Source organism: Pseudonocardia sulfidoxydans NBRC 16205, assembly GCF_007989085.1.
Taxonomy (GTDB): domain Bacteria; phylum Actinomycetota; class Actinomycetes; order Mycobacteriales; family Pseudonocardiaceae; genus Pseudonocardia; species Pseudonocardia sulfidoxydans.
Genome location: NZ_BJVJ01000059.1, coordinates 13,740 through 37,849 on the forward strand (window position 1 = coordinate 13,740; position 24,110 = coordinate 37,849).

Annotated in this window: 22 protein-coding genes; 19 read left to right on the forward strand and 3 right to left on the reverse strand. The window is 73.5% G+C overall.

Annotated elements, in window-relative coordinates; genetic code table 11:
• Positions 1-231 precede the first annotated feature (231 nt).
• The 7 genes from PSU4_RS22895 (at position 232) to pheT (ending at position 8,382) form a co-directional block, all read left to right on the forward strand.
• A complete protein-coding gene (locus tag PSU4_RS22895) occupies positions 232-1,026 on the forward strand; it encodes a choice-of-anchor P family protein (protein ID WP_147112176.1) in 795 nt (264 codons plus the stop codon).
• Positions 1,027-1,173: 147 nt separating this feature from the next.
• Positions 1,174-1,845, forward strand: coding sequence for a LuxR C-terminal-related transcriptional regulator (locus PSU4_RS22900; RefSeq protein ID WP_147112179.1), 672 nt, complete (start codon positions 1,174-1,176; stop codon positions 1,843-1,845).
• 95 nt (positions 1,846-1,940) lie between these two features.
• Positions 1,941-2,753 (forward strand): sensor histidine kinase, encoded by an 813-nt coding sequence (locus PSU4_RS22905; RefSeq protein ID WP_147112182.1) that lies wholly within the window; start codon positions 1,941-1,943, stop codon positions 2,751-2,753.
• A 3-nt stretch (positions 2,754-2,756) separates the two neighbouring features.
• Positions 2,757-3,422 (forward strand): response regulator transcription factor, encoded by a 666-nt coding sequence (locus tag PSU4_RS22910; RefSeq protein WP_147112184.1) that lies wholly within the window; start codon positions 2,757-2,759, stop codon positions 3,420-3,422.
• Positions 3,412-4,725, forward strand: coding sequence for a hypothetical protein (locus PSU4_RS22915; protein ID WP_147112187.1), 1,314 nt, complete (start codon positions 3,412-3,414; stop codon positions 4,723-4,725). The genes PSU4_RS22910 and PSU4_RS22915 overlap by 11 nt, the downstream gene beginning before the upstream one ends.
• A gap of 27 nt (positions 4,726-4,752) precedes the next feature.
• Positions 4,753-5,826, forward strand: coding sequence for a phenylalanine--tRNA ligase subunit alpha (gene pheS / locus PSU4_RS22920; protein WP_147112190.1), 1,074 nt, complete (start codon positions 4,753-4,755; stop codon positions 5,824-5,826).
• A 42-nt stretch (positions 5,827-5,868) separates the two neighbouring features.
• The gene (gene pheT, locus PSU4_RS22925; RefSeq protein ID WP_147112195.1) at positions 5,869-8,382 is read left to right on the forward strand and encodes a phenylalanine--tRNA ligase subunit beta; all 2,514 of its coding nucleotides are present in this window, start codon (positions 5,869-5,871) and stop codon (positions 8,380-8,382) included.
• A 55-nt stretch (positions 8,383-8,437) separates the two neighbouring features.
• Here the strand turns inward: pheT and PSU4_RS22930 are convergent, their stop codons facing one another.
• Positions 8,438-9,472, reverse strand: coding sequence for an LLM class flavin-dependent oxidoreductase (locus PSU4_RS22930; RefSeq protein WP_246115286.1), 1,035 nt, complete (start codon positions 9,470-9,472; stop codon positions 8,438-8,440).
• A gap of 94 nt (positions 9,473-9,566) precedes the next feature.
• On the opposite strand from PSU4_RS22930, the gene PSU4_RS22935 reads away from it, so the two are divergent.
• On the forward strand, positions 9,567-10,244 hold the full coding sequence (locus tag PSU4_RS22935; protein ID WP_147112202.1) for a DsbA family oxidoreductase: 678 nt from the start codon (positions 9,567-9,569) through the stop codon (positions 10,242-10,244).
• Between the two features lie 19 nt (positions 10,245-10,263).
• Here the strand turns inward: PSU4_RS22935 and PSU4_RS22940 are convergent, their stop codons facing one another.
• Positions 10,264-10,980, reverse strand: a complete 717-nt coding sequence (locus tag PSU4_RS22940; RefSeq protein ID WP_147112205.1) for a TMEM175 family protein — start codon at positions 10,978-10,980, stop codon at positions 10,264-10,266.
• A 43-nt stretch (positions 10,981-11,023) separates the two neighbouring features.
• Entirely contained in the window at positions 11,024-11,710 is a 687-nt protein-coding gene (locus PSU4_RS22945; protein ID WP_147112209.1) for a DNA alkylation repair protein, read from the reverse strand.
• Between the two features lie 67 nt (positions 11,711-11,777).
• Between PSU4_RS22945 and argC the strand changes: the two genes are divergently transcribed.
• The 11 genes from argC to tyrS all read left to right on the forward strand — a co-directional run bounded on the left by argC (position 11,778) and on the right by tyrS (position 23,799).
• The gene (argC, locus tag PSU4_RS22950) at positions 11,778-12,815 is read left to right on the forward strand and encodes an N-acetyl-gamma-glutamyl-phosphate reductase (RefSeq protein WP_246115287.1); all 1,038 of its coding nucleotides are present in this window, start codon (positions 11,778-11,780) and stop codon (positions 12,813-12,815) included.
• A gap of 33 nt (positions 12,816-12,848) precedes the next feature.
• Positions 12,849-14,009, forward strand: coding sequence for a bifunctional glutamate N-acetyltransferase/amino-acid acetyltransferase ArgJ (gene argJ, locus PSU4_RS22955; protein ID WP_147112215.1), 1,161 nt, complete (start codon positions 12,849-12,851; stop codon positions 14,007-14,009).
• Entirely contained in the window at positions 13,993-14,904 is a 912-nt protein-coding gene (gene argB, locus PSU4_RS22960) for an acetylglutamate kinase (RefSeq protein WP_147112218.1), read from the forward strand. The genes argJ and argB overlap by 17 nt, the downstream gene beginning before the upstream one ends.
• Complete coding sequence (locus tag PSU4_RS22965) at positions 14,901-16,088, forward strand: acetylornithine transaminase (protein ID WP_147112221.1); 1,188 nt, start codon at positions 14,901-14,903, stop codon at positions 16,086-16,088. The genes argB and PSU4_RS22965 overlap by 4 nt, the downstream gene beginning before the upstream one ends.
• Entirely contained in the window at positions 16,085-17,044 is a 960-nt protein-coding gene (gene argF / locus PSU4_RS22970) for an ornithine carbamoyltransferase (protein ID WP_147112224.1), read from the forward strand. The genes PSU4_RS22965 and argF overlap by 4 nt, the downstream gene beginning before the upstream one ends.
• On the forward strand, positions 17,041-17,529 hold the full coding sequence (locus PSU4_RS22975) for an arginine repressor (RefSeq protein ID WP_147112227.1): 489 nt from the start codon (positions 17,041-17,043) through the stop codon (positions 17,527-17,529). The genes argF and PSU4_RS22975 overlap by 4 nt, the downstream gene beginning before the upstream one ends.
• A gap of 94 nt (positions 17,530-17,623) precedes the next feature.
• Positions 17,624-19,072, forward strand: a complete 1,449-nt coding sequence (gene argG / locus PSU4_RS22980) for an argininosuccinate synthase (protein ID WP_147112229.1) — start codon at positions 17,624-17,626, stop codon at positions 19,070-19,072.
• Positions 19,072-20,478, forward strand: coding sequence for an argininosuccinate lyase (argH, locus tag PSU4_RS22985; protein WP_147112232.1), 1,407 nt, complete (start codon positions 19,072-19,074; stop codon positions 20,476-20,478). The genes argG and argH overlap by 1 nt, the downstream gene beginning before the upstream one ends.
• Positions 20,475-21,710: an aspartate aminotransferase type Ic gene (locus PSU4_RS22990; protein WP_147112235.1), complete on the forward strand. Its 1,236-nt coding sequence runs from the start codon at positions 20,475-20,477 to the stop codon at positions 21,708-21,710. The genes argH and PSU4_RS22990 overlap by 4 nt, the downstream gene beginning before the upstream one ends.
• Before the next feature lies 1 nt (position 21,711).
• Positions 21,712-22,392 (forward strand): DNA-3-methyladenine glycosylase, encoded by a 681-nt coding sequence (locus PSU4_RS22995; RefSeq protein ID WP_147112238.1) that lies wholly within the window; start codon positions 21,712-21,714, stop codon positions 22,390-22,392.
• 126 nt (positions 22,393-22,518) lie between these two features.
• Complete coding sequence (tyrS, locus tag PSU4_RS23000; RefSeq protein ID WP_147112241.1) at positions 22,519-23,799, forward strand: tyrosine--tRNA ligase; 1,281 nt, start codon at positions 22,519-22,521, stop codon at positions 23,797-23,799.
• Positions 23,800-24,110: the final 311 nt, after the last annotated feature.

The window sequence follows — 24,110 nt, forward strand, 5'->3', positions numbered from 1 at the left end:
CGCCACAGCACGTCGGGATGGCCCCGACGGCGCTCATGCTCTCGTCGTGCGGGACGGCACGGATCCCGTGAACGGCACAGTCCGCTTGTGCCGTCCGGCTGATCCGCAGGCTTCGTGCGGCCCCGACACTGCTCGCCGGGCGGTCGGTGGATGCAGGTCGTCGCCCACCCCCGTTCCCGGCAGGGACAGCGGACGCCGCCGGCGTGCCCGCCACTACCCGAGAGGCTCACCATGAACAGCACCAGACATCCGGCGTCCCGCGGACGTCGCATCGCCCGATCCCTCGCGCTGGTCGCGCTCGTCCCGGCGATGGCCGTCGCGAGTGCCGGCGCCGCGTTCGCCGACGTGTCCGCGGTGTCGGGCAGCGCGTTCGGCGCGAGCGTGAACGTCACCGTGCTCGGCGGGGGCCTGGTCAATGTCGGCCCGACGCCGACGGTCACGTTGCCGGCGGGCGGCAGCGCCACCGCGGTCACGAACTCGGCGGCGCAGGTCAACGCCGTCGGGCTGCTCAGCACCGGGCTGCTGAACGTCAGCACCCAGGGTGTGCCGGGCGCGACGGGATCGGTGACCAGCTCGGCTCAGGTCGCGAACCCGAAGGTCGGTCTGGCGATCGCCCCGGCGATCACCGCCGATGCGGTCGGCAGCACCTGCACGTCGAACTCGGAGGGATCCACCGGTTCGACCAGCATCGCGAACCTGAGGGTTCTCGGCCAGTCGGTCGACGTGTCGGCGGTCCCCAACACCGGCCTCAACGTCGCGGGCGTCGGCATCCTCTACGTCAACGAGCAGACCCTGACCGGGTCGGGCGCATCGACCGGGATCACCGTCAACGCGGTGCGCCTGACGCTCGACGCCGGTCTGGGCAATGGCACGATCATCATCGGCCAGTCCAAGTGCGCCGTGACCGGTGACGGCGTCGTCGTCCCGACCGGTGCGGTCGGCGGGGTGCTCCTGGCCGGTGTCGTCGCCGCCGGTTTCGGCGTGACGCAGCTGCGTCGCCGCCGCCGGGGTGACGTGCAGGACTGATACTCAGGACTGCTACGCAGGACGGCAGGTAGGTCACACCATCGGGTACCGGTTCCGCCGAGGCGGGACCGGTACCCGTTGTGTCGTGCAGTCGGGATCCGCAACCGGGACCCCCGACGAGGACCCGGGCGGGAGACGATCGGTGCGATGACCATCCGGCGTGTCGTGGTCGTGGACGACCACCGCATGCTCGGCGAGCTGCTCGCCGAGGCGATGTCGGCCGAACCCGACCTCCGGGTCGTGGGGTACGCGCCGAGCGCCGACGCCGACATCGAGGGGTTGTTGGAGCGGACCGGGCCCGACGTCGTGACCGTCGAGATCGAGGACGCCGACGACGCGGGCACGGCGCTGCTGGAGCGGATCGCGGGTGTCACGCCGCGGCCCCGGATCGTCGTCCTGACCGCGAGCAACGACTTCGAGCGGATGGTCGCCGCCGCCCGCTCGGGTGCCGACGCGTGGCTGTCCAAGTCGGCACGCTCCGCCGAGCTCGCCGCCACCGTCCGCGCGGTGTGCGACGGTCACACCGTGTACCCGAGCGCGCACCTCGGTGCGGTGCTGCGTGCGCTGGCGGGCGGGCAGGCCGCGCGGGCCGTCGACGACCCGCTCGCCGTACTGACCCGCCAGGAACGGCGCGTGCTCCAAGGCATGGTCGACGGCGCCCGCGGCCCGGATCTTGCTGCGGCACTTCACGTCTCCACCGGGACGGTGCGCTCCCACACCCGCAGACTGTTCCTCAAGCTCGGCGTACACAGCCGGCTGGAGGCCGTCAGGGTCGCACGAGCGGCGGGTGTGCGGCCCAGCGCCCACCCGGCGGAGTGACACCCCGTGATCGCCGCGTTCCGGTGCGCCGAGCAGCCCAATCCACGAACCCGCTGTGATGTAACGGTCACGGACAGTTCGACGATTCCTCGGTCATGTGGAACGTCCCCGAGGCCCACGTCGTGGTGCCGGCCCAGCGAGACTGTCGATCCCGGCCCGAGGCCGGACACGAGGTCGAGGAGCTGCGCGGGCTCATGCACGACGTCGGTCACGGGCTGGCGACGCTGGCGCTGCTGATGGAGTCGGTGCGCACGACGGGCGAGGACCCCGCCCAGCGGGAGTCGCTGCTCACCATGGTCGAGCAGGAGACCGCGCGCCTGTCGTCGCTGCTGCACCACCGCGGCACCCGCCGCGGGCAGGCCGAGCCGGTGATGCCCGTCCTGGCGCGGGTCGTGACGTTCGCCGACCGCTGCGGGCCCGCCTCCGTCACCCTGACCGGCGACCCCGGCCTGCCGCGCCTCGCCGACCCGACCTTGTTGTGGCGCATCGTGTCCAACCTCGTCGACAACGCCGCGCGGGCGGCCGGTCACGGTGGCACCGTGCAGGTCCACGCCGCCGCGCAGCCCGGCGCCCGGCACAGCCGCGCCGCTGCCCTCGTCGTCGACGTCGTCGACGACGGCCCCGGCTTCGGTCTCGGCCCGTCCGGGGTGTCCAGCCTCGGGCTGGGCGTCGTGCGCAGGCTCGTGTCCTCGTGCGGGGGCCACATGGACATCACCGCCGGCCCGTCCGGGCGCGGCACCCGGGTCCGCGTCACGCTGCCCGCCGGGACCCGTACGCGCCGCGCACCGCGTCCGGCGCCGCGGATCGCGCACAACGCCGTCCGCACCGCTGTCCAGCCCGCGTCTGGGCCGGCCACCCCTGCCGTGCCTTCCGTGCGTACCGCCGTGCCCGACCCCGGACGTGGATGATCCGTGGCACGCCCGCACGACCCCACGTCCGCGAACGACGTGGTTCTCTGTGACGACCACCCGATCTTCGCCGACGCGCTCTGCATCGTCCTGACCGCGCGCGGCGTCACCGTCCGCGCCGTCGTCAACACCGCCGGCGACGTGCTGCCCGCCGTGCGGACGCACCGGCCCCGGGTCTGCGTCGTCGACCGTCACCTGGGCCCCGACGACGGGCTCGACCTCATCGCCGGGATCGTCGCCGCCGGCACCGGGACCCGCGTCCTCGTCCTGAGCGGCGACCGGGACCCGGCGACGGCACGCCGCGCGATCGACGCGGGAGCGGCCGGGTACGTGTGCAAGACCGCGGGCGTCGCCGCGCTCGTCGACGCGGTGCGTGCCGTGCTGGCGGGCGAGTGCGTCGTCGACGTGCCGGCCGCGACGGCAGCGCCCCGCTCGCGGGCCGACGCCGAGGCGCACCGGTTGGCCGCCCATCTGACCCCGCGTGAACGGGAGTGCCTGGCGCTCATCGTCGACGGACTGGGGACGGGCGCGATCACCGAACGGCTGGGGGTGTCGGCGGCGACGGTCCGCACCTACGTCCAGGGCGTGCTCACCAAGCTCGGGGTGCACTCCCGGATCGAGGCCGCGTCGTTCGCGGTCCGCCACGACCTGCTGCGGCATGCCGACTGACCCGCGGAGTCCCCACCGCCGGGCCGCCGGGCGACGTGTGGTCGTCGCGCTCGCCGTCGTCGCCTGCGCCGGGCTCGCGCTCGTGGGCCTCGTGCACACCGCCGGGGGCCGGTCCGCGGCGATGGGGGCGGGCGGCGTCGCGCTCGCGGAGGCGCCGACCTCGGCCGCGGGGGCGACCTCCGACGCGGCCCGGACGGAACAACCCCGGCGCACCCGGGCCCCGTCGACGTCCGCCGACCCCGGCTACGCCGCGATCGTCGAGGACGAGGCCTACTGGGTCTCGACCGCCCAGCTCACCTGCACCGGCGACGGCGCGGGTGCCATCGCGGAGGCGCGGATCGTCGGCACCGGGCTCGTCTCGGTCCACCCCTACGAGGCCAACATCGGTGCCCGCGCGATGGTCGCGGCAGGCGGGCGGTACCTGCCGATGGTGCGCCACTGGATCGACTGGTACCTCTCGAAGCTCAACGCGCCCGACACCTCGGGCGTCGACGGGACGGTCTACGACTACGACTACGACCCCGTGACCTGCGCCGGCCGGTTCCAGCAGCGGCCCGGGTCACCCGTGGTGCCCACCTACGACTCGACCGACGCCTACGCCGGGACCTTCCTCACCCTCGTCGCCGAGTACGCCCGCGCCGACCCCGCCGCCGCCCGGGCCCTCGACACCGCGGCGGTGCGGGCCGGTCTCGTCCGCGTGGCCGACGCGATCGGCGCGACCCGCAAGCCCTCCGGCCTCACCGCCGCCACCCCCACCTACGACGCCGAGTACCTGCTCGACAACGTCGAGGCCCAGCGGGGGCTCGCCGACTACGCGTGGCTGCTCGACACCGTGTTCGGCGACCCGGCCGCCGCGTCCGCGCGGGCCGCCGAGGCCGCCGCGATGCGCGACGCCGTCGAGCGCGTCCTGTGGACCGGCTCGCACAGCCCGGGCCTCTACGCCGTCGCGGCCGACAGGCTCGACCCGTCGTGGGACGTGTGGTTCCCCGACTCGCTGGCCCAGCTGTGGCCGGTCATGGCCGGGCTCGGCGACCAGAGCCGCCGGTCGGCGCTGTGGACGGGCTTCTCGGCGCGGTGGCCCGGCTGGCAGGACTCCACCCCGGCGTACGGGACGATCTCGCCCGACCACGACCCGAACTCCTCGGTCGCGTACGCCGCGGCCGTGCTCGGGGACGGCGCCGCCCTGGACGCGTATCTGCGCTCGTCACAGGCCCGCTGGATCGACACGGGCCGCCCGCCGCCGTGGACGGTCGACGACTCCGGCTTCCGTGCGCTGGCAGCGCAGGTCGGCCTCGGGCGGTGACGGGCCCCGGCCTAGGATCGGCGGACCATGAGTGACAGCACGCAGGAGACGGTCCCCGTCGGCGGCCCGCTGGACGCCGCCACCCTCGACGCCGCCGCGGAGGCGGCCGTGAACGCCTTCGCCGCCGCGGCCGACCTCGCGGCGCTCGCGGCCGTGCGGCCTGCGCACCTGGGCGACCGGGCGCCGCTGATGCTCGCCCGTCGTGAGCTGGGGTCGTTGCCGGGCAAGGACCGGGCCGACGCGGGCAAGCGGGTGAACGCGGCCCGCGTGCGGGTGCAGGAGGCGTTCGACGCGCGCCGCGAGGTGCTGGTCGCCGAGCGCGACGAGAAGGTCCTCGTCGAGGAGTCGGTCGACGTCACGCTGCCGTGGGACCGCGCCCCGCGCGGGGCGCGGCACCCGATCACGCAGATCGCCGAGCAGATCGCCGACGTGTTCGTCGCGATGGGCTGGGAGGTCGCGGAGGGTCCCGAGGTCGAGGCGTCGTGGCTCAACTTCGACGCGCTGAACTTCGGCAAGGACCACCCGGCCCGCACCATGCAGGACACGTTCTACCTGCGGGAACGCAAGGACTCGGCCGACACGTCGGCGATGGTGCTGCGCACCCACACCTCCCCGGTGCAGATCCGGGCTCTGCTGGAGCGCGAGCTGCCCGTCTACGTGGTGTGCCCGGGCCGCACGTTCCGCACCGACGAGCTCGACGCCACCCACACGCCGGTGTTCCACCAGGTGGAGGGGCTCGCCGTCGACAAGGGCATCACGATGGCGCACCTGAAGGGCACGCTCGACGCGTTCGCCCGCGCCATGTTCGGTGCCCAGTCGCGGACGCGGCTGCGCCCGTCGTACTTCCCCTTCACGGAGCCGTCCGCCGAGGTCGATGTGTGGTTCCCGGAGAAGAAGGGCGGCGCCGGCTGGGTCGAGTGGGGCGGCTGCGGCATGGTGAACCCCAACGTCCTGCTCTCGGCGGGGGTCGACCCGCAGGTGTACTCGGGGTTCGCGTTCGGCATGGGGCTGGAACGGACGCTGCAGTTCCGCAACGGCCTGCCCGACATGCGCGACATGGTCGAGGGCGACGTCCGGTTCAGCCGGGCGTTCGGCGTCTGACCCGCCCACCCCGAGAACGAGTCCGGAGAACCTGGAGAACCCGTGCGCGTCCCCGTGTCCTGGCTGACCGACCACGTCGACGGCGGCCTGCCCGCCGATCCCGAGGACATCGGCGAGGCGTTCGTGCGCGTCGGCCTCGAGATCGAGGAGATCCACCGGGCCGAGGAGATCCCGGGCCCGCTGGTCGTCGGGCGGGTCCTCGAGATCACCGAGCTGACGGAGTTCAAGAAGCCGATCCGCTACTGCCGCGTCGACGTGGGCCCCGACGAGAACGAGTCCGACACGGGGTCCCGCGGCATCGTCTGCGGTGCACGGAACTTCGTCGTCGGCGACCTCGTGGTCGTCGCGCTGCCCGGCACCGTGCTGCCCGGCGGGTTCGCGATCGCGGCGCGCAAGACCTACGGCCACGTCTCCGACGGCATGATCTCCTCCGCCGCCGAGCTGGGCATCGGGTCCGACCACTCCGGCATCCTCGTGCTGCCCGAGGGCACCGCCGAGCCCGGCGACGACGCGCGTCCCGTCCTGGGCCTCGACGACCCGGTCATCGAGCTGAACGTGACGCCCGACCGCGGCTACTGCTTCTCGGTGCGCGGCCTGGCCCGCGAGCTGGCGGCGTCGCTGGAGCGCGACTTCACCGATCCCGCCACGCGCGTCGCCGTGCCGGCGGAGAAGGAGTCGTCGTGGCCCGTGCGCCTCGACGACGCCGAGGGCTGCCCGCGGTTCGTCGCCCGCCGGGTCTCGGGCGTCGACCCCAACGCGCCCAGCCCGTGGTGGATGCGCCGGCGGCTGCTCGCGGCGGGGATGCGCCCGATCTCGCTGACCGTCGACGTCACCAACTACGTGATGATCGAGCTGGGCCAGCCGCTGCACGCCTACGACGCGACGAGGCTGCAGGGCGACATCGTCGTGCGCCGCGCGCGGGCGGGGGAGAAGCTGCGCACCCTCGACGACGCGCTGCGCGTCCTCGACCCGGACGACCTGCTGATCACCGACGACTCCGGGCCGATCGGCCTGGCGGGCGTCATGGGTGGGGCGAGCACCGAGATCCCGGCCGAGCACGCCGAGGGCGCCACGATCGACGTCCTCGTCGAGGCGGCGCACTTCGACCCGGCGACGATCGCCCGCGGCGCGCGCCGGCACAAGCTGCCCAGCGAGGCGTCGCGACGCTTCGAGCGGGCGGTCGACGCCCAGCTGCCGCCGGTCGCGGCCGAGCGCGCGGCGCAGCTGCTGGTGGAGCACGGCGGCGGCACGATCGTCGCGGGCCGGACCGACGTCGGTGCCGCCCCGGCGCCCGCGCCCGTGCGGATGCCGCTCGACCTGCCCGACCGCACCGCCGGTGTCGCCTACCCGCGCGGCGCGACCGTGCAGCAGCTCACCCGGATCGGGGCGTCGGTCGAGCTGGAGACCGGCGACGACGGCAAGGGCGTCGTCGTGGCGACGCCGCCGTCGTGGCGTCCCGACATCACGATGCCGGCCGACCTCGTCGAGGAGGTGCTGCGCCTCGAGGGGCTCGACATGATCCCGTCGGTCCTGCCCGCCGCGCCCGCCGGACGTGGGCTCACCGCGGGCCAGCGTCGCCGCCGCGCGGTGTCGCGGGCGATGGCCGAGGCCGGGTACGTCGAGGTGCTGCCGTTCCCGTTCGTGGGCGACGCGGTGTGGGACGCGTTCGGCCTCGCCGCCGACGACGTCCGCCGCCGCACCGTCACGGTGCTCAACCCGCTCGACGCCGAACGCAACACGCTGTCGACGACGCTGCTGCCCGGTCTGCTGGACGCGTTGGTGCGCAACAGGTCCCGCGGCCTGGAGGACGTGGCGCTGTTCCACGTCGGGCAGGTCGTGCTGCCGCACGCGCAGCCCGTCACGATGCCCGAGCCCGCGGTGCGGGCCCGGCCGAGCGCGGACGAGTACGCCCAGATCGACGCCGCCCTCCCGGCGCAGCCGATGCACGTCGCCGCGGTCCTCGCCGGTGAGCGCGAGCCGCGCGGCTGGTGGGGCGGCGGACGCGAGGCGGGGTGGGCCGACGCCGTCGAGGCGGCCCGGCTGGTGGGCCGTGTCGCGGGTGTCGAGCTGCGGGTCACCAAGGGCGAGCTGGCGCCGTTCCACCCTGGTCGCACCGCGGTGCTGCGGGTCGGCGACTTCCCCGCCGGGCACGCGGGCGAGCTGCACCCCAAGGTCGTCGAGGCGCTGGGGCTGCCGCCGCGGACGTGCGCGATGGAGCTCGACCTCGACCTGGTCCCGCTCACCGACGTGCGGCCGGTGCCGCGGGTGTCGCCCTACCCGGCGGTCGCGGTCGACGTCGCGCTGGTGACGGCGGACGACGTCCCGGTCGCCGACGTCGCCGACGCCCTCGAGGAGGGCGGCGGGGAGCTGTTGGAGGAGGTCCGGCTGTTCGACGTCTACAGCGGCGCGCAGGTGGGGGAGGGCCGGCGGTCGCTGGCGTTCTCGATGCGTTTCCGCGCCGACGACCGGACGCTCACCAGCGAGGAGGCCAACGCCGCCCGCGACGCCGCCGTGGCGCTCGCGGGGCAGCGGGTCGGCGCCGAGCTGCGCGCCTGACGAACGAACCCTGTGAGTGGCGATAGTCGCTATCGCGACTATCGCCACTCACGACTCAGTGCTGTCCGATCGCCGCGGGTGTGGCGCGGCGGCGGGCCACCTCGTCGCGGACCAGCGGTGCGACCTCGGTCCCGAGCAGCTCGATCGCGCGCATGACGTGCTCGTGCGCGATGTCGCCGACGGCGAACTGCAGGGCGATGCGGTCGTGTCCGAACAGCTCGTGGTGGAGCAGCATCTTCTCCGCCACCCGCTCCGGGCTGCCCACGACGTACGGACCCTGCAGGGTCGTCGCCGCGTCGAACGCCGCCCGGTTGGTCGGGCTCCAGCCGCGTTCGCGGCCGATGCGGTTCATGACCCGCGAGTGCGACGGGTAGTAGAGGTCGGACGCCGCGGCGTCGGTGCCGGCCACGAACCCGTGCATGTTGAGCGACAGCGGGGTCGCGGCGTTGTGCCCCGCCTCGCCGAGCGCCCGCCGGAACAGCTCCGCGAACGGCACGAACCGGTCGGGCGTGCCGCCGATGATGGCCAGTGCCATCGGCAGGCCCAGCATCCCGGCGCGCACCACCGACTGCGGGTTGCCACCGACGGCCACCCACACCGGCAGCGGGTCCTGCACGGGTCGCGGGTACACGGGCTGGTCGGTCAGCGCCGGTCGGTGCTGTCCCGACCACGTCACCCGCGGGTGGTCCCGGACCGCGAGGAGCAGGTCGAGCTTCTCGGCGAACAGCGCGTCGTAGTCGGCGAGGTCGTGGCCGAACAGCGGGAACGACTCCACGAACGAGCCGCGGCCCGCCATGATCTCGGCGCGCCCACCCGAGAGCAGGTCGAGCGTCGCGAAGTTCTGGAACACCCGGACCGGGTCGTCGCTGCTCAGGACGGTGACGGCGCTGCTGAGCCGGATGCGCGACGACCGCTCGGCGCCCGCGGCGAGGACCATCGCCGGCGCGGAGGCGAGGTAGTCGCCACGGTGGTGCTCGCCGACGCCGAACATGTCGAGGCCGACCTCGTCGGCCAGCGCGATCTGCTCGACGGTCTCGCGCAGCCGCTGCGACGGCGCGACGGCGGGCGATGCGTCTGCGAAGGTGGTCACGCCGATCTCCATGCCCGCACCAAGTCGAGGCGCCACCCCGTTTGTTCCTGGGGGAGATCGAGGCACGGAGGATCGAGGCATCGAGGATCGAGGCATGGAGCAGCACACCGCCGACCGTCTCGTGATCGACGTCTGGGCCGATGTCGTCTGTCCGTTCTGCTACCTCGGCCACGCCGCGCTCGACCGGGCGATCGAGGGGGTCGCGCAGCGTGACGCGGTCGACGTCCGGTACCGGAGCTTCCAGCTCGACCCCGACCTGCCCGACGACACGGCGGTGCCCGTGGCCGAGTACCTGGCGTCGAAGGGGCTGGCGGCGGGTGAGCATTCCGACGAGATGCACGACCGCATCCGCGCGCAGGGCGCCGCGCTGGGCATCGAGTTCCGCTTCGACCGGGCGCTGATGGCCAACACGCGGGCGGCGCACCGGATGGTGCACCTCGCGGGGGAGTCGCAGCGGTCGGCGGCCATGGTGGAGCGGCTCTACCGCGCGCAGTTCACCGAGGGCGCCCGCGTCGGGGACCACGACACCCTGGTCGGGCTGGCCGCCGAGGCCGGTGTCGACGCCGGCGCCGCCCGTGACGTGCTCGACGGCCGCAGGTTCGACGACGAGATCGACGCCGACGTCGTGCGCGCCGCGAAGCTGGGCGTCACGGGCGTGCCGTTCGTCGTGCTCGGCGGGACGCACGCGGTGTCGGGCGCGCAGCCGGTGGAGCTGTTCGGCAGGGCCCTCGACGCGGCGTGGGACGCGGCGTGGGAGACCTCGCGAGGGTGAGCGGACGGGAACCCGTCGGTCAGTCCGTGTCGTGGTCGTCCGCCCGGACCCAGCCCAGCGCCTGCACGACCCGGTTCCCGACCACCGGCACGAGGACCCAGACCGCGAACGACCACCCGTGCAGGAGCGGGAAGACCGGGATCGAGAGCGCGAACCCCAGCCCGGTGAGCATCGCGCCCACCCAGCCGCGACGGGCGAACGTCGCGGGTGTCGCGTCGATGAACATGTGCCGCGACGACAACCGGGAGATCATCGCGGCCAGCAGGAACAGCAGGACGGCCTGGGCGCCGGCGTAGAGCCCGAAGCGCGACCACGTCAGCTCCTCGCCCTCGCGGACGACCTCGGTGAGGAACGGCGTGAGCACGATGAACAGCAGCCACAGCAGGTTCAGCAGGATCAGCGGCCGGTCGGCCCGGGCGACCCAGCGGAACGCGCGATGGTGGGCCGACCAGTGGTTGGCGATCGCGATGAAGCTGATCAGGAACGTGAGATAGGTGAAGGACTCCTCGCCGATGCTGCGCCACAGCTCGGCGTCGGTCTCGCCGCGAGGCACCGGCAGGTCGATGGCGAGCAGCGTGATCGCGATGGCGACGACCGCGTCGGAGAAGAAGGCGAGCCGCTCGGCCGCACCGCGGGCGATCTCGGCCGCCGGGGTCGGCGTGTCCGCAGCCGGGGCGACGGGGGCCGTGCCCGCCGACTCCTCGTCGGTGGGCCGCGCCGGGTCCTCGGACGTCATGGGGGGAGCGTAGTGATCTCCCGCACCGGCCCGGAAGGATCGTTCACAGGTGCTTGAGCGCTTCCTTGCGCGACAGCGGTGACAGCTGCGGGTGGCTGTCGGCGAACGCCCGCACCCAGCCCGGGTCGGTCCGGGCGTACTGGCGCAGGGCCCACCCGATGCCCTTGCGCAGGAAGAAGTCCCGGTCGTCGATGCTGGCCTCGATCGCGTCGGTGAGCAGGTCGAGGTCGGTGTCGCCCTTGGCCTGCAGCTGGCAGATGATCGACGTGCGGCGCAGCCACGGGTCGGGATCGGTGGACCAGGCCACGACGACGGGCCGCAGCTGCACGGGGTGGGCGCGCAGCAGCGGCCCGATCCGCCGGGAGGCGATCTCGTCGACGTGGTCCCACCAGGCGCCGGTGACGATCCAGTGCCGCAGCCGCGGCACCCACGACGGGTCGACGAGGCGCGCGTAGCGGCGGTGCCCGACGAGCCCGGTGGCGAGGTAGCGCTCCTCGCGCCGGGTGGCGCCGTCCCACAGCGCGTCGGCCGCGGGTCCGACCTCGTCGTCGGGGAGCGGGTGGAACTCGACCAGCGCGCGCAGCAACGTCTCCCGTGCCGGGGCGGGGACGCCGTGGAACGGCATCTCCGACTTCATGTAACGCTGCATGTCGGCGGCCGCGGCCGTGTCGCCGAGATCGGCGAGCCCCGCGCGGGCGGCGGCGACCAGGTCGGAGGCTGCGTCCGTCATGTGGCGAACCCTACGGCCGGGCACCGACGGAACCGCGTTGCATCGTCATTCGAGGCTGTGCATAATCATCCACGTGATCAGGGCAGCGGTGGCAGGGGCGAGCGGGTACGCGGGAGGCGAGCTGCTCCGGCTGCTCCTCGCGCACCCGGACGTCGAGATCGGAACGCTCACGGCGGGCGGCAACGCCGGCACGCGACTCGGGGAGCTGCAGCCGCACCTGCTGCCGCTGGCCGACCGCGTCCTCGCCGAGACCACCGCGGACACGCTCGCGGGCCACGACGTCGTCTTCCTCGCCCTCCCGCACGGCCACTCCGCGGCCATCGCCGCCGAGCTGGGCGACGACACGCTCGTCGTCGACTGCGGGGCCGACCACCGGCTCGCCGACTCCGACGCCTGGGACCGCTGGTACGGCGGCGAGCACGCCGGGCACTGGCCCTACGGCCTGCCCGAGCTCCCCGGCGGCCGCGACGCGCTGGCGGGCACGAAGAGGGTCGCGGTTCCCGGCTGCTATCCGACGGTGTCGAGCCTCGCGCTCGTCCCCGCGCTGGTCGGGGGCCTCGTCGAGCCCGAGGTCGTGATCACCGCGGTCACCGGCACCTCGGGTGCGGGCAAGTCGCTCAAACCGCACCTGCTGGGCGCGGAGGTGATGGGGTCGCTGTCGGCCTACGGCGTCGGCGGCGTGCACCGGCACACCCCGGAGATCATGCAGAACCTCTCGGCCGCGTGTGGCGGGCCGGTCTCGGTGAGCTTCACCCCGGTCCTCGCGCCGCTGCCGCGCGGCATCCTCGCCTCCTGCTCGGCCCCGGTCGCGGGCGACGTGGCGGGCGCGGCCGAGGCCGTCCGCGAGGCCTACGAGAAGGCGTACGCCGACGAGCCGTTCGTCCACCTGCTGCCCGCCGGCCAGTGGCCGACGACGGGCGCGGTGCTGGGCTCGAACGTCGTCGCGCTGCAGGTCGCCGTCGACGCCGACGCGCGACGCGTCGTCGTCGTCGGTGCCGTCGACAACCTCGCGAAGGGCACCGCCGGCGCCGCCGTGCAGTGCATGAACATCGCGCTCGGTCTGCCCGAGACCGCCGGGTTGCCGCTCACCGGCGTCGCGCCCTGACCGGCGTCGCTGCCTGAACTCGAAGGACCGCACATGACCGTCACCACCCCGAGCGGGTTCCGGGCCGCAGGCGTCGCCGCCGGCATCAAGTCCGACGACCGGCTCGACCTCGCCCTCGTCGTCAACGACGGCCCCGACCACCACGCCGCGGGCGTCTTCACCCGCAACAAGGTCAAGGCCGCGCCCGTCCTGTGGTCCGAGCAGGTCCTCGGGACCCGCGCGCTGCGCGCGGTCGTCCTCAACTCCGGCGGGGCCAACGCCTGCACCGGCCCCGAGGGCTTCCAGGTCGCGCACGCCACCGCCGAGAAGGCCGCCGAGGTCCTGGGCTGCGGCGCGATCGAGGTCGCCGTGTGCTCGACGGGGCTGATCGGCAAGCAGCTCCCGCGCGACACCGTCCTCGCGGGCGTCGAGAAGGCCGCGGGCGCGCTCGACTCCACGAGCGCCGCCGCCCTCGCCGCCGCGTCGGCGATCATGACGACCGACACCGTCGCCAAGCAGGCCGCCCACACCGACCCGGCGGGCTGGAGCGTCGGCGGGCTGACCAAGGGCGCGGGCATGATCGCGCCCTCGATGGCCACGATGCTCTCGGTCGTCACCACCGACGCCGTCGTCGACCCGGCCGACCTGGACCCGGCCCTGCGTGCCGCGGTCCGCGTCAGCTTCGACCGCCTCGACGTCGACGGCTCGATGTCGACCAACGACACCGTGCTGCTGCTCGCGTCCGGCGCCTCCGGGGTGCGGGCGGGCGCCGAGGAGCTCACCGCCGCGCTGACCACGGTGTGCCGCGACCTCGCGAGGCAGATGCAGGCCGACGCCGAGGGCGTCACCAAGCGGATCCTGGTGCGCGTCACCGGCGCCCGCACCGAGGACGAGGCCGTCACCGTCGCCCGGACGGTCGCCCGCGACTCGCTGGTCAAGACCGCGCTGTTCGGGTCCGACGGCAACTGGGGCCGCGTCGCCGCGGCCGTCGGCTACTCCGACGCCCACGTCGACCCCGGGAGCCTCGACATCACGATCAACGACGTCCTGCTCTGCAAGGGCGGCGTCGCCGCGGGCGGGCGCACCGACGCCGACCTGTCCGGCGAGGACATCGTCGTCGAGATCGCGCTGGGCCTGGCCGACGGCGAGGCCGAGATCCTCACGACCGACCTCTCGCACGCGTACGTGGAGGAGAACAGTGCCTACCCCTCCTGACGCCACCAAGAGCTCCGCGGCGGCCCGGCTCGAGCACGCCGGTGAGAAGGCCGGCGTCCTCGCCGAGGCGCTCCCGTGGCTGCAGCGTTTCCACGGCAAGATCGTCGTCGTGAAGTACGGCGGCAACGCCATGATCGACGAGGAGCTCAAGCAGGCGTTCGCCCAGGACATGGTGTTCCTGCGCCTGGCCGGCATCCACCCCGTCGTCGTCCACGGCGGCGGCCCGCAGATCAGCGCCATGCTCGCGCGGCTCGGCCTGCCGGGGGAGTTCCGCGGCGGGCTGCGCGTCACCACACCCGAGACGGTCGACGTCGTGCGCATGGTGCTCGTCGGCCAGGTCGGGCGGGAGCTCGTCGGGCTGATCAACCAGCACGGCCCCTACGCCGTCGGCCTGTCCGGCGAGGACGCGGGCCTGTTCACCGCGGAGAAGCGCACCGCGCTCGTCGGCGGCGAGGAGGTCGACATCGGCCTGGTCGGCGACGTCGTGCGGGTCAACCCGGACGCGGTGCTCGACATCGTCGCCGCCGGGCGCATCCCCGTCGTCGCGGGTGTGGCGCCCGACGTCGACGGACAGGTCTACAACATCAACGCCGACAGCGCCGCCGCGGCGCTCGCCGGCGCCCTCGACGCCGCGAAGCTCGTGGTGCTCACCGACGTCGAAGGGCTGTACGAGAACTACCCCGACCCCGACTCGATCATCAGCGAGCTCACCGCCGACCAGCTGGAGCCGATGCTCCCGGCGCTGGAGAGCGGGATGGCGCCGAAGATGGAGGCCTGCCTGCGGGCGGTGCGCGACGGGGTCGGCCAGGCACACGTGATCGACGGGCGGGTACCGCACTCGGTGCTGCTCGAGGTGTTCACGTCCGATGGAGTCGGAACGATGGTGATCCCATGACCCAGGAGTCGTACGCGGACCGGTGGCGGGCCGCGATGATGAACAACTACGGCACCCCGCCGGTCGCGCTGGTGCGCGGCGAGGGCGCCGAGGTCTGGGACGCCGACGGCCGCCGCTACCTCGACCTGTTGGGCGGGATCGCCGTCAACGCCCTCGGCCACGCCCACCCGGCGGTCGTCGACGCCGTCACCCGGCAGGTGTCGACGCTCGGGCACACCTCGAACCTCTACGTCAACGAGCCCGCGCTCGCCCTGGCGGAGAAGCTCCTCGAACTGCTCGGCGCCCCCGGCGCGCGCGTGCTGTTCGGCAACTCCGGCGCCGAGGCCAACGAGGCCGCGTTCAAGATCGCGCGGCGCACCGGCCGGCCGAACATCATCGCCGCGGAGAACGCGTTCCACGGCCGGACGATGGGCGCGCTCGCGCTCACCGGGCAGCCCGCCAAGCGCACGCCGTTCGAGCCGCTGCCCGCGGGCGTCTCGCACATCCCCTACGGCGACGTCGACGCCCTCGACAAGGCCGTGGACTCCGACACGGCCGCCGTGTTCCTCGAACCGATCATGGGCGAGGCCGGCGTCGTCATCCCGCCGGAGGGCTACCTGAAGGCCGCGCGCGAGATCACCGCCGGGCGGGGCGCGCTGTTGGTCCTCGACGAGGTGCAGACGGGCATCGGCCGCACCGGAGCCTGGTTCGCCCACCAGCCGCTGGGCATCGTGCCCGACGTCGTGACGCTCGCGAAGGGCCTCGGCGGCGGACTGCCCATCGGTGCCTGCATCGGCATCGGCGCGGCCGCGGACCTGCTCGAACCCGGCCACCACGGCACGACCTTCGGCGGCAACCCCGTCAGCTGCGCCGCCGCCATGGCGGTCCTGACGACGATCGAGGCCGACGGGCTGCTCGAGCACGTCACCCGCGTCGGCAAGGAGATCGTGACCGGCGTCGAGGGGCTGGGCCACCCGCTGGTCGACCACGTCGACGCCGCCGGGCTGCTCGTCGGCATCGCGCTGACGCAGCCGGTCTCGGCCGACGTCGCCAACGCTGCCCGCGACGCCGGGTTCCTCGTCAACAACGCCGTGCCCGACCGGGTCCGGCTCGCCCCGCCGCTGGTCCTCACCGAGGCCCAGGCCGGCGAGTTCCTGGCCGCGCTGCCCGGGCTCCTCGACTCCGCGAACGGACCGTCCTCGTGATCCGCCATCTCCTGCGCGACGACGACCTCACCCCCGACGAGCAGCGCGAGGTCCTCGACCTCGCCGACGCGATGAAGGCCGACCGGTTCGGCCACAAGCCGCTCGCCGGGCCGCGGTCGGTCGCGGTGATCTTCGACAAGTCCTCCACCCGGACCCGGGTGTCGTTCGAGGTGGGCATCGCCGAGCTCGGCGGCACCCCGCTGATCATGGACGCGGGTTCCAGCCAGCTCGGCCGCGGCGAGACGATCTCCGACACCGCACGCGTGCTGTCGCGCTACGTCGACGCCGTCGTGTGGCGCACCGGCGCGCAGGCGCGCATCGAGGAGATGGCCGCCGCGGCGACCGTCCCCGTCGTCAACGCGCTGACCGACGAGTTCCACCCCTGCCAGGTCCTGGCCGACCTGCAGACGATCCGCGAGCGCAAGGGCCGTCTCACCGGGCTCACGCTGACCTACTTCGGCGACGGCGCCAACAACATGGCGCACTCGCTGCTGCTGGGTGGCGCGACCGCCGGCCTGCACGTGCGGGTCTGTGCGCCGCAGGGTTTCGCGCCGAACCCGCAGTTCCTGGCCGACGCCAAGTCGCGCGCGGCCGAGACCGGCGGCAGCGTCGACGTCGTCGCCGACCCGCACGCCGCGGCCGACGGCGCCGACGTCCTCGTCACCGACACGTGGGTGTCGATGGGTCAGGAGAACGACGGCCTCGACCGCATGGCGCCGTTCCGCGCGATGCAGCTCAACGCCGACCTGCTCGCCCGCGGTGCCGACGACGCGATCGTCATGCACTGCCTGCCCGCCCACCGCGGCGACGAGATCACCGACGAGGTGATCGACGGCCCGGCGTCGGTGGTGTGGGACGAGGCCGAGAACCGGCTGCACGCGCAGAAGGCGCTGCTGAGCTGGCTGCTCGCGAAGTCGGCCGCGCAGCGTGTGGGATCGGTGCGGGCGCCGCGATGACAGCCGCGCGCAGCGGCGCCGCGACGCGGCCGGCACGCCAGGCCCGGATCGCGGAGCTGATCCGCGACCGGGCCGTGCACAGCCAGACCGAGTTGCTCGGCCTGCTGGAGGCCGACGGCATCGCCACGACGCAGGCGACGCTGTCGCGCGACCTCGACGAGCTGGGCGCGATGAAGCTGCGCGGCGCCGACGGCGGCACCGCCACGTACGTCATCCCCGACGACGGCAGTCCGGTGCGCGGCGTCGAGGGCGGCACCGCACGGCTGGCGCGGTTGCTGGGGGAGGTGCTCGTGTCCGCGGACGCGAGTGGCAACCTTGCGGTGCTGCGCACTCCGCCGGGTGCCGCCCAGTACCTTGCGAGCGCACTCGACCGCGCGGCGCTGAACGACGTCGTCGGCACGATCGCGGGCGACGACACTCTGCTGGTGGTGGCCCGCGAGCCGCTCACCGGCGCACAGCTCGTCGAACGCCTGCGCGAGCTCTGACCCGTACCACCGTCGCCCCGTACCACGTCGCGCGGCCCCGACCGTGCGCGAGACCCGCGAGAACTCGCGAGAATTCGACAAGGAGCACCAACCCGTGAGCAAGGTCCTGACCTCCCTCCCCGTGGGAGAGCGCATCGGCATCGCCTTCTCCGGGGGGCTCGACACGTCCGTGGCGGTCGCCTGGATGCGCGACAAGGGCGGGATCCCGTGCACGTACACCGCCGACCTCGGCCAGTACGACGAGCTCGACATCTCCGGCGTCCCGACCCGCGCGAAGCAGTACGGCGCCGAGATCGCCCGTGCCGTCGACATCAAGCCGCAGCTGGTCGCGGAGGGGCTCGCGGCGCTCGCGTGCGGCGCGTTCCACATCCGCTCCGGCGGGCGCACCTACTTCAACACCACCCCGCTGGGCCGCGCCGTCACCGGCACGCTGCTGGTGCGCGCGATGCAGGCCGACGAGGTCAACATCTGGGGCGACGGGTCGACCTTCAAGGGCAACGACATCGAGCGGTTCTACCGCTACGGCCTGCTGGCCAACCCGGAGCTGCGCATCTACAAGCCGTGGCTCGACGCCGACTTCGTCGAGGAGCTCGGCGGCCGTGACGAGATGAGCCGCTGGCTCACCGCGCACGACCTGCCCTACCGCGACTCCGCGGAGAAGGCGTACTCGACCGACGCCAACATCTGGGGCGCCACGCACGAGGCCAAGACCCTCGAGCACCTCGACGTGTCGCTGGAGACGGTCGAGCCGATCATGGGCGTCAAGTTCTGGGACCCGTCCGTCGAGATCGGCACCGAGGACGTCTCGGTCACCTTCGAGGCCGGCTATCCCGTCGCGATCAACGGCAAGCGCTTCGCCGACGACGTCGCGCTGGTCCTGGAGGCCAACGCGATCGGCGGCCGGCACGGCCTGGGCATGTCCGACCAGATCGAGAACCGCATCATCGAGGCCAAGTCCCGCGGCATCTACGAGGCGCCCGGCATGGCCCTGCTGTTCATCGCCTACGAGCGGCTGGTCAACGCGATCCACAACGAGGACACGGTCGCGAACTACCACAACGAGGGCCGCAAGCTGGGCCGGCTGCTCTACGAGGGCCGCTGGCTCGACCCGCAGGCCCTGATGGTCCGCGAGTCGGTGCAGCGCTGGATCGCGTCGCTGGTCACGGGCACGGTGACGCTGCGGCTGCGCCGCGGCGACGACTACTCGATCATCGACACCCGCGGTGAGGGCTTCTCCTACCACCCGGAGCGGCTGTCGATGGAGCGCGTGGAGAACGCCGCGTTCGGGCCGCTCGACCGCATCGGCCAGCTCACGATGCGCAACCTCGACATCGCCGACTCCCGGGCCAAGCTGGAGGCCTACGCCGGCCAGCCGCAGGACCAGGGCACCGTCCTCGTCGAGCACGGCACGCTGTTCGGTGAGCTGCCCGCCGGTGGCTTCGACTCGATCGCGACGGCCGACGAGCCCGCCGACGACGACCCCGGCGCCGCGCTCGACGCCGCCGCCCTCGACGTCGCCGCGCTCGAAGAGGGGACCGACTGATGGCGGGGTCGGCTCTGTGGGGCGGACGGTTCGAAGGCGGCCCGGCCGACGCCCTCGCCGCCCTGAGCAAGTCCACCCAGTTCGACTGGCGCCTCGCCCCCTACGACCTGCGGGCGTCGATGGCACACGCCCGCGTCCTGCACGCCGCGGACCTGCTCACCGACGACGAGCTCGCCGGCATGCTCGACGCGCTCGCCAAGCTGGCCTCCGACGTCGAGACCGGGGCGTTCGGTCCCGCCCCCGACGACGAGGACGTGCACTCGGCGCTGGAGCGCGGGCTCATCGAGCGCGCGGGGGCCGACCTGGGCGGCAAGCTGCGCGCCGGCCGGTCGCGCAACGACCAGGTGGCGACGCTGTTCCGGATGTGGCTGCGCGACGCCGCCCGCCGGGTCGCGTCAGGCGTGCTCGACGTCGTCGACGCGCTCGTCGACCAGGCCACGGCCCACGCCGACGCGCCCATGCCGGGCCGCACGCACCTGCAGCACGCGCAGCCCGTGCTGCTCGGCCACCACCTGGCCGCGCACGCCCACGCCCTGCTGCGCGACGTCGACCGGCTGCGCGACTGGGACCGCCGCACCGCGGTCTCGCCCTACGGCTCGGGCGCGCTCGCCGGCTCGTCGCTGGGGCTCGACCCGGAGGCCGTGGCCGCCGAGCTCGGCTTCACCGGCAGCGCCGCGAACTCCATCGACGGGACCGCGTCGCGCGACTTCGCCGCCGAGGCCGCGTTCGTGCTGGCCATGGTCGCGGTCGACCTCTCCCGGATCGCCGAGGAGGTCATCGTCTGGGCGACGGCCGAGTTCTCCTACGCCACCCTCGACGACGCCTACTCCACCGGCAGCTCGATCATGCCGCAGAAGAAGAACCCCGACGTCGCCGAACTGGCCCGCGGCAAGGCGGGCCGGCTCATCGGCAACCTCGCCGGCCTGCTCGCCACGCTCAAGGGCCTGCCGCTGGCCTACAACCGCGACCTGCAGGAGGACAAGGAGCCGCTGTTCGACTCCGTCGAGCAGCTCGACCTGCTCCTGCCCGCCGTCGCCGGCATGGTCGCGACGCTCGTCTTCCACACCGACCGGCTCGCCGAGCTGGCCCCGGCCGGGTTCACCCTCGCCACCGACGTCGCCGAGTGGCTCGTCCGCCAGGGTGTGCCGTTCCGCGTCGCGCACGAGGCCGCGGGCGGCTGCGTGCGCGCCGCCGAGGCCCGCGGCGCCGGTCTGGAGGACCTCACCGACGACGAGCTCGCCGCCGTCCACCCCGCGCTGACCCCGCAGGTCCGCGAGGTGCTGACGGTGGCGGGCTCCATCGCCTCCCGTGACGCCCGAGGCGGCACGGCGGGGGAGCGGGTCGCCGAACAGCTCGCCGACCTGCGTACAACCGTCAACGATGCCAGGGAGTGGCTTTCGCGATGAGCGACCCGCAGCAGGACTACGACGAGCTCAAGGCCGCGGGCCTGACGCTCGACCTCACCCGCGGCAAGCCGTCGTCGGCACAGCTCGACCTCGCCGCGCCGATGCTCGACCTGCCCGGTTCCGAGCTCGTCCGTGCCGCCGACGGCTCCGACACCCGCAACTACGGCAACGTGGCGGGCCTGCCCGAGCTGCGCGCGCTGTTCGCGCCGTTCCTGCAGGTCCCCGTCGCGCAGCTGATCGCGAGCAACAACTCCAGCCTCGAGCTGATGCACGACACCCTCGTACATGCGCTGCTCTCGCCGCTGCCGGGCGCCCCGGTGCGCTGGGCCGACGCCGGCCGGGTCGCGTTCCTCGCGCCCGTCCCCGGCTACGACCGGCACTTCGCCGTGTGCGAGCGCCTCGGGATCGACCTGGTCAGCGTGCCCATGACCGCCGACGGCCCCGACATGGACGAGGTCGAGCGGCTCGTCGCCGACGACCCGTCGATCAAGGGCATCTGGTGCGTGCCCAAGTACTCCAACCCGGACGGCGCCGTCTACTCCGACGAGGTCGTCCGTCGCCTCGCCGCGATGCCGACGGCCGCGCCCGACTTCCGGATCATGTGGGACAACGCCTACTCGGTGCACCACCTGACCGAGGAGGAGCCGGAGCTCGCCGACGTCCTCGCCCTCGCCGCGGAGGCCGGCAACCCCGACCGGCCCTTCGTCTTCGGCTCGACGTCGAAGATCACGTTCGCCGGTGCGGGCGTGGCGTTCCTCGGCGCGTCCGAGGCCAACGTCGCCTGGTGGCTCACGCTCACCGAGAAGCGCACGATCGGCCCGGACAAGATCAACCAGCGCCGCCACGCCCTGTTCCTGCGCGACGGCGACGGGCTGCGCGCCCACATGGCCGCGCACCGCGAGCTGATCGCCCCGAAGTTCGCCGTCGTCGAGAAGCTGCTGACCGACGCGTTCGCCGACACCCCCGGCGTCAGCTGGACGACGCCGAAGGGCGGCTACTTCGTGGCCCTCACCGTGCCCGACGGGCTCGCCTCGCAGGTCGTGGCGCTCGCCAAGGACGCCGGGATCGTGCTCACCCCGGCCGGCGCGACCCACCCGTACGGCAAGGACCCGCACGACGCACTGATCCGGCTCGCGCCGACACTGCCCCCGCTCGCCGACGTGGAGGGCGCGATGGCCGGCGTCGTGACCTGTGTGCGGCTGGCGCTGGCCCGCGCGGGCACCAGGGCCTGACGTGTCGCACGGCGGGAGTCGTCGCGGTGACCCCACCGGGACGACTCCCGCAGCCTCCGCGCTCGTCACCCGGGCCGAGCTCACCGAGGACGTCGTCACCGTCGCACCCCGGCTGCTCGGCACCGTCCTGGAGGCGGACACCCCTGACGGCCTGGTCGCCGCGAGGATCGTGGAGGTCGAGGCCTACCGCGCCGCCGACGACCCCGCCTCGCACAGCTACCGCGGCCGCACCCCGCGCAACGCCGTCATGTTCGGCCCCGCCGGCCACCTGTACGTGTACTTCGTCTACGGGATGCACTTCTGCGCGAACGTGAGCTGCCTCCCCGACGGTGAGGCGGGCGCGGTGCTGCTGCGCGCCGGGGAGGTCCTCTCCGACGTCGGTGTGGCACGCATCCGACGACCCACCGCCCGTCGTGACGACGACCTCGCCCGCGGGCCGGCCCGCCTCGCGTCGCTGATGGGGCTTCGCAAGGAGCACAACGGGATCGACGTGACCGACGCGGTGTCGTCCGTGCGGCTGCTCGCGGGTGAACGGGTCCCGGCCGACCGGATCGCCACCGGCCCCCGGGTCGGGGTGGCCGCCGCGGCCGACCTGCCGTGGCGGTTCTGGGACAGCGCGTCGCGCGCCGTCAGCCCCTACCGGCCCGGACGGGTCCGCGACGCGCCCCGTCGCTCGCGGTAGCGCAGCCGACCGGCGCGCCTCACGTCCGCACCTGCGCCCCCGGATCACCGGCCGCCCGTCGTGTGCCGGCGCCGGCTGACGACCCCGGCGGCCGGGCACCGTCGTGTCCCGGGGAGGATCGACGCCGTGAGCACGCACATCCTCGACGAGCTGGAATGGCGCGGCCTGATCGCGCAGACGACCGACCGCGACGCCCTGCGCACGGATCTGTCGGGACCCGACCCGTTGACGCTCTACTGCGGGTTCGACCCGACGGCACCGAGCCTGCACGCCGGCAACCTCGTGCCCCTGCTCACGCTGCGCCGATTCCAGCAGGCCGGCGCCCGGCCCATCGTGCTGGCCGGTGGTGCGACAGGCATGATCGGCGACCCCCGCGACCAGGGGGAGCGCACGCTCAACACCGCCGACGTCGTCGCGGACTGGGCGGGGCGCATCCGCGGCCAGCTCGAACGGTTCGTGGAGTTCGACGGCTCGCCCACGGGAGCGACGATCGTCGACAACCTCGACTGGACCGGTCCGCAGTCGGTGCTCGAGTTCCTGCGCGACGTCGGCAAACACTTCTCGGTCAACGTGATGCTCGCCCGTGAGACGGTCAGACGCCGGCTCGAGGGGGACGGCATGTCCTACACCGAGTTCTCCTACCTGCTCCTGCAGTCGCAGGACTACCTGCGGCTCTACCGCGAACAGGGCTGCCGGCTGCAGATCGGTGGGTCCGACCAGTGGGGCAACATCGTCGGCGGGGTGGAGCTGATCCGCCGCGTCGACGGGGGATCGGCGCACGCGCTGACGACGCCGCTGGTGACCGACTCGTCGGGCCGCAAGTTCGGGAAGTCCACCGGGGGCGGCAACATCTGGCTCGACCCGGCGATGACCTCGCCCTACGCCTGGTACCAGTACTTCGTGAACGTCGCCGACGCCGACGTGGGGAAGTACCTGAGGCTGTTCACGTTCCTGAGCCAGGAGGAGATCGCCGACCTCGACCGTGACGTGGCCGAACGACCTCACCTGCGGGCCGGGCAGCGACGTCTCGCGGAGGAGCTGACGACACTCGTCCACGGGGAGCACCACACACAGCAGGTCGTCGCCGCGAGCCAGGCCTTGTTCGGCCGTGGCGAGCTCACGGGCCTGGACGCGTCGACCCTCGACGCCGCCATGGCCGAGGTCCCGACGGCAGACTTCGGCCTCGACGCCCCGCCCACGATCCTGGACCTGTTGTGCGACAGCGGGTTGGCGGAGAGCCGTTCCGCTGCGCGCCGCGCGGTGAAGGAGGGCGGCGCCTACGTGAACAACGCGAAGGTGGCCGACGAGGAGTGGACGCCGGCTGCGACCGACCTCCTCGACGGCGGCTGGCTCGTCCTGCGCCGTGGGAAGCGCAACCTGGCCGGCGCGCGCGCAGCAGGCCGCTGACCTGCGGGAACACCAGAAGGGGACCCCCCGTGAAGCGGGGGTTTCCGCCTCGTGTAACTTTCTCCAAGTCGCCAGCGGGCAGCACGACAGACCGGGACGGTTCTCCGGCCCAGAGTCAGCCCCCACAACGGCGACAACCTCCGGTAAGGACGAACACTTCGGTGTCGGCCTGAGGGCGTGGGACGAGCGGAGTTGACTCCGCGACTCGGACCAGGTAGCATAAGAAAGTTGCTCCGGACACGGTCCGTGTGGCAAACTGACAGAACAAGCCCCAGACATCGACCGCGTCAGCGGCGACTACGGTGCGCGGA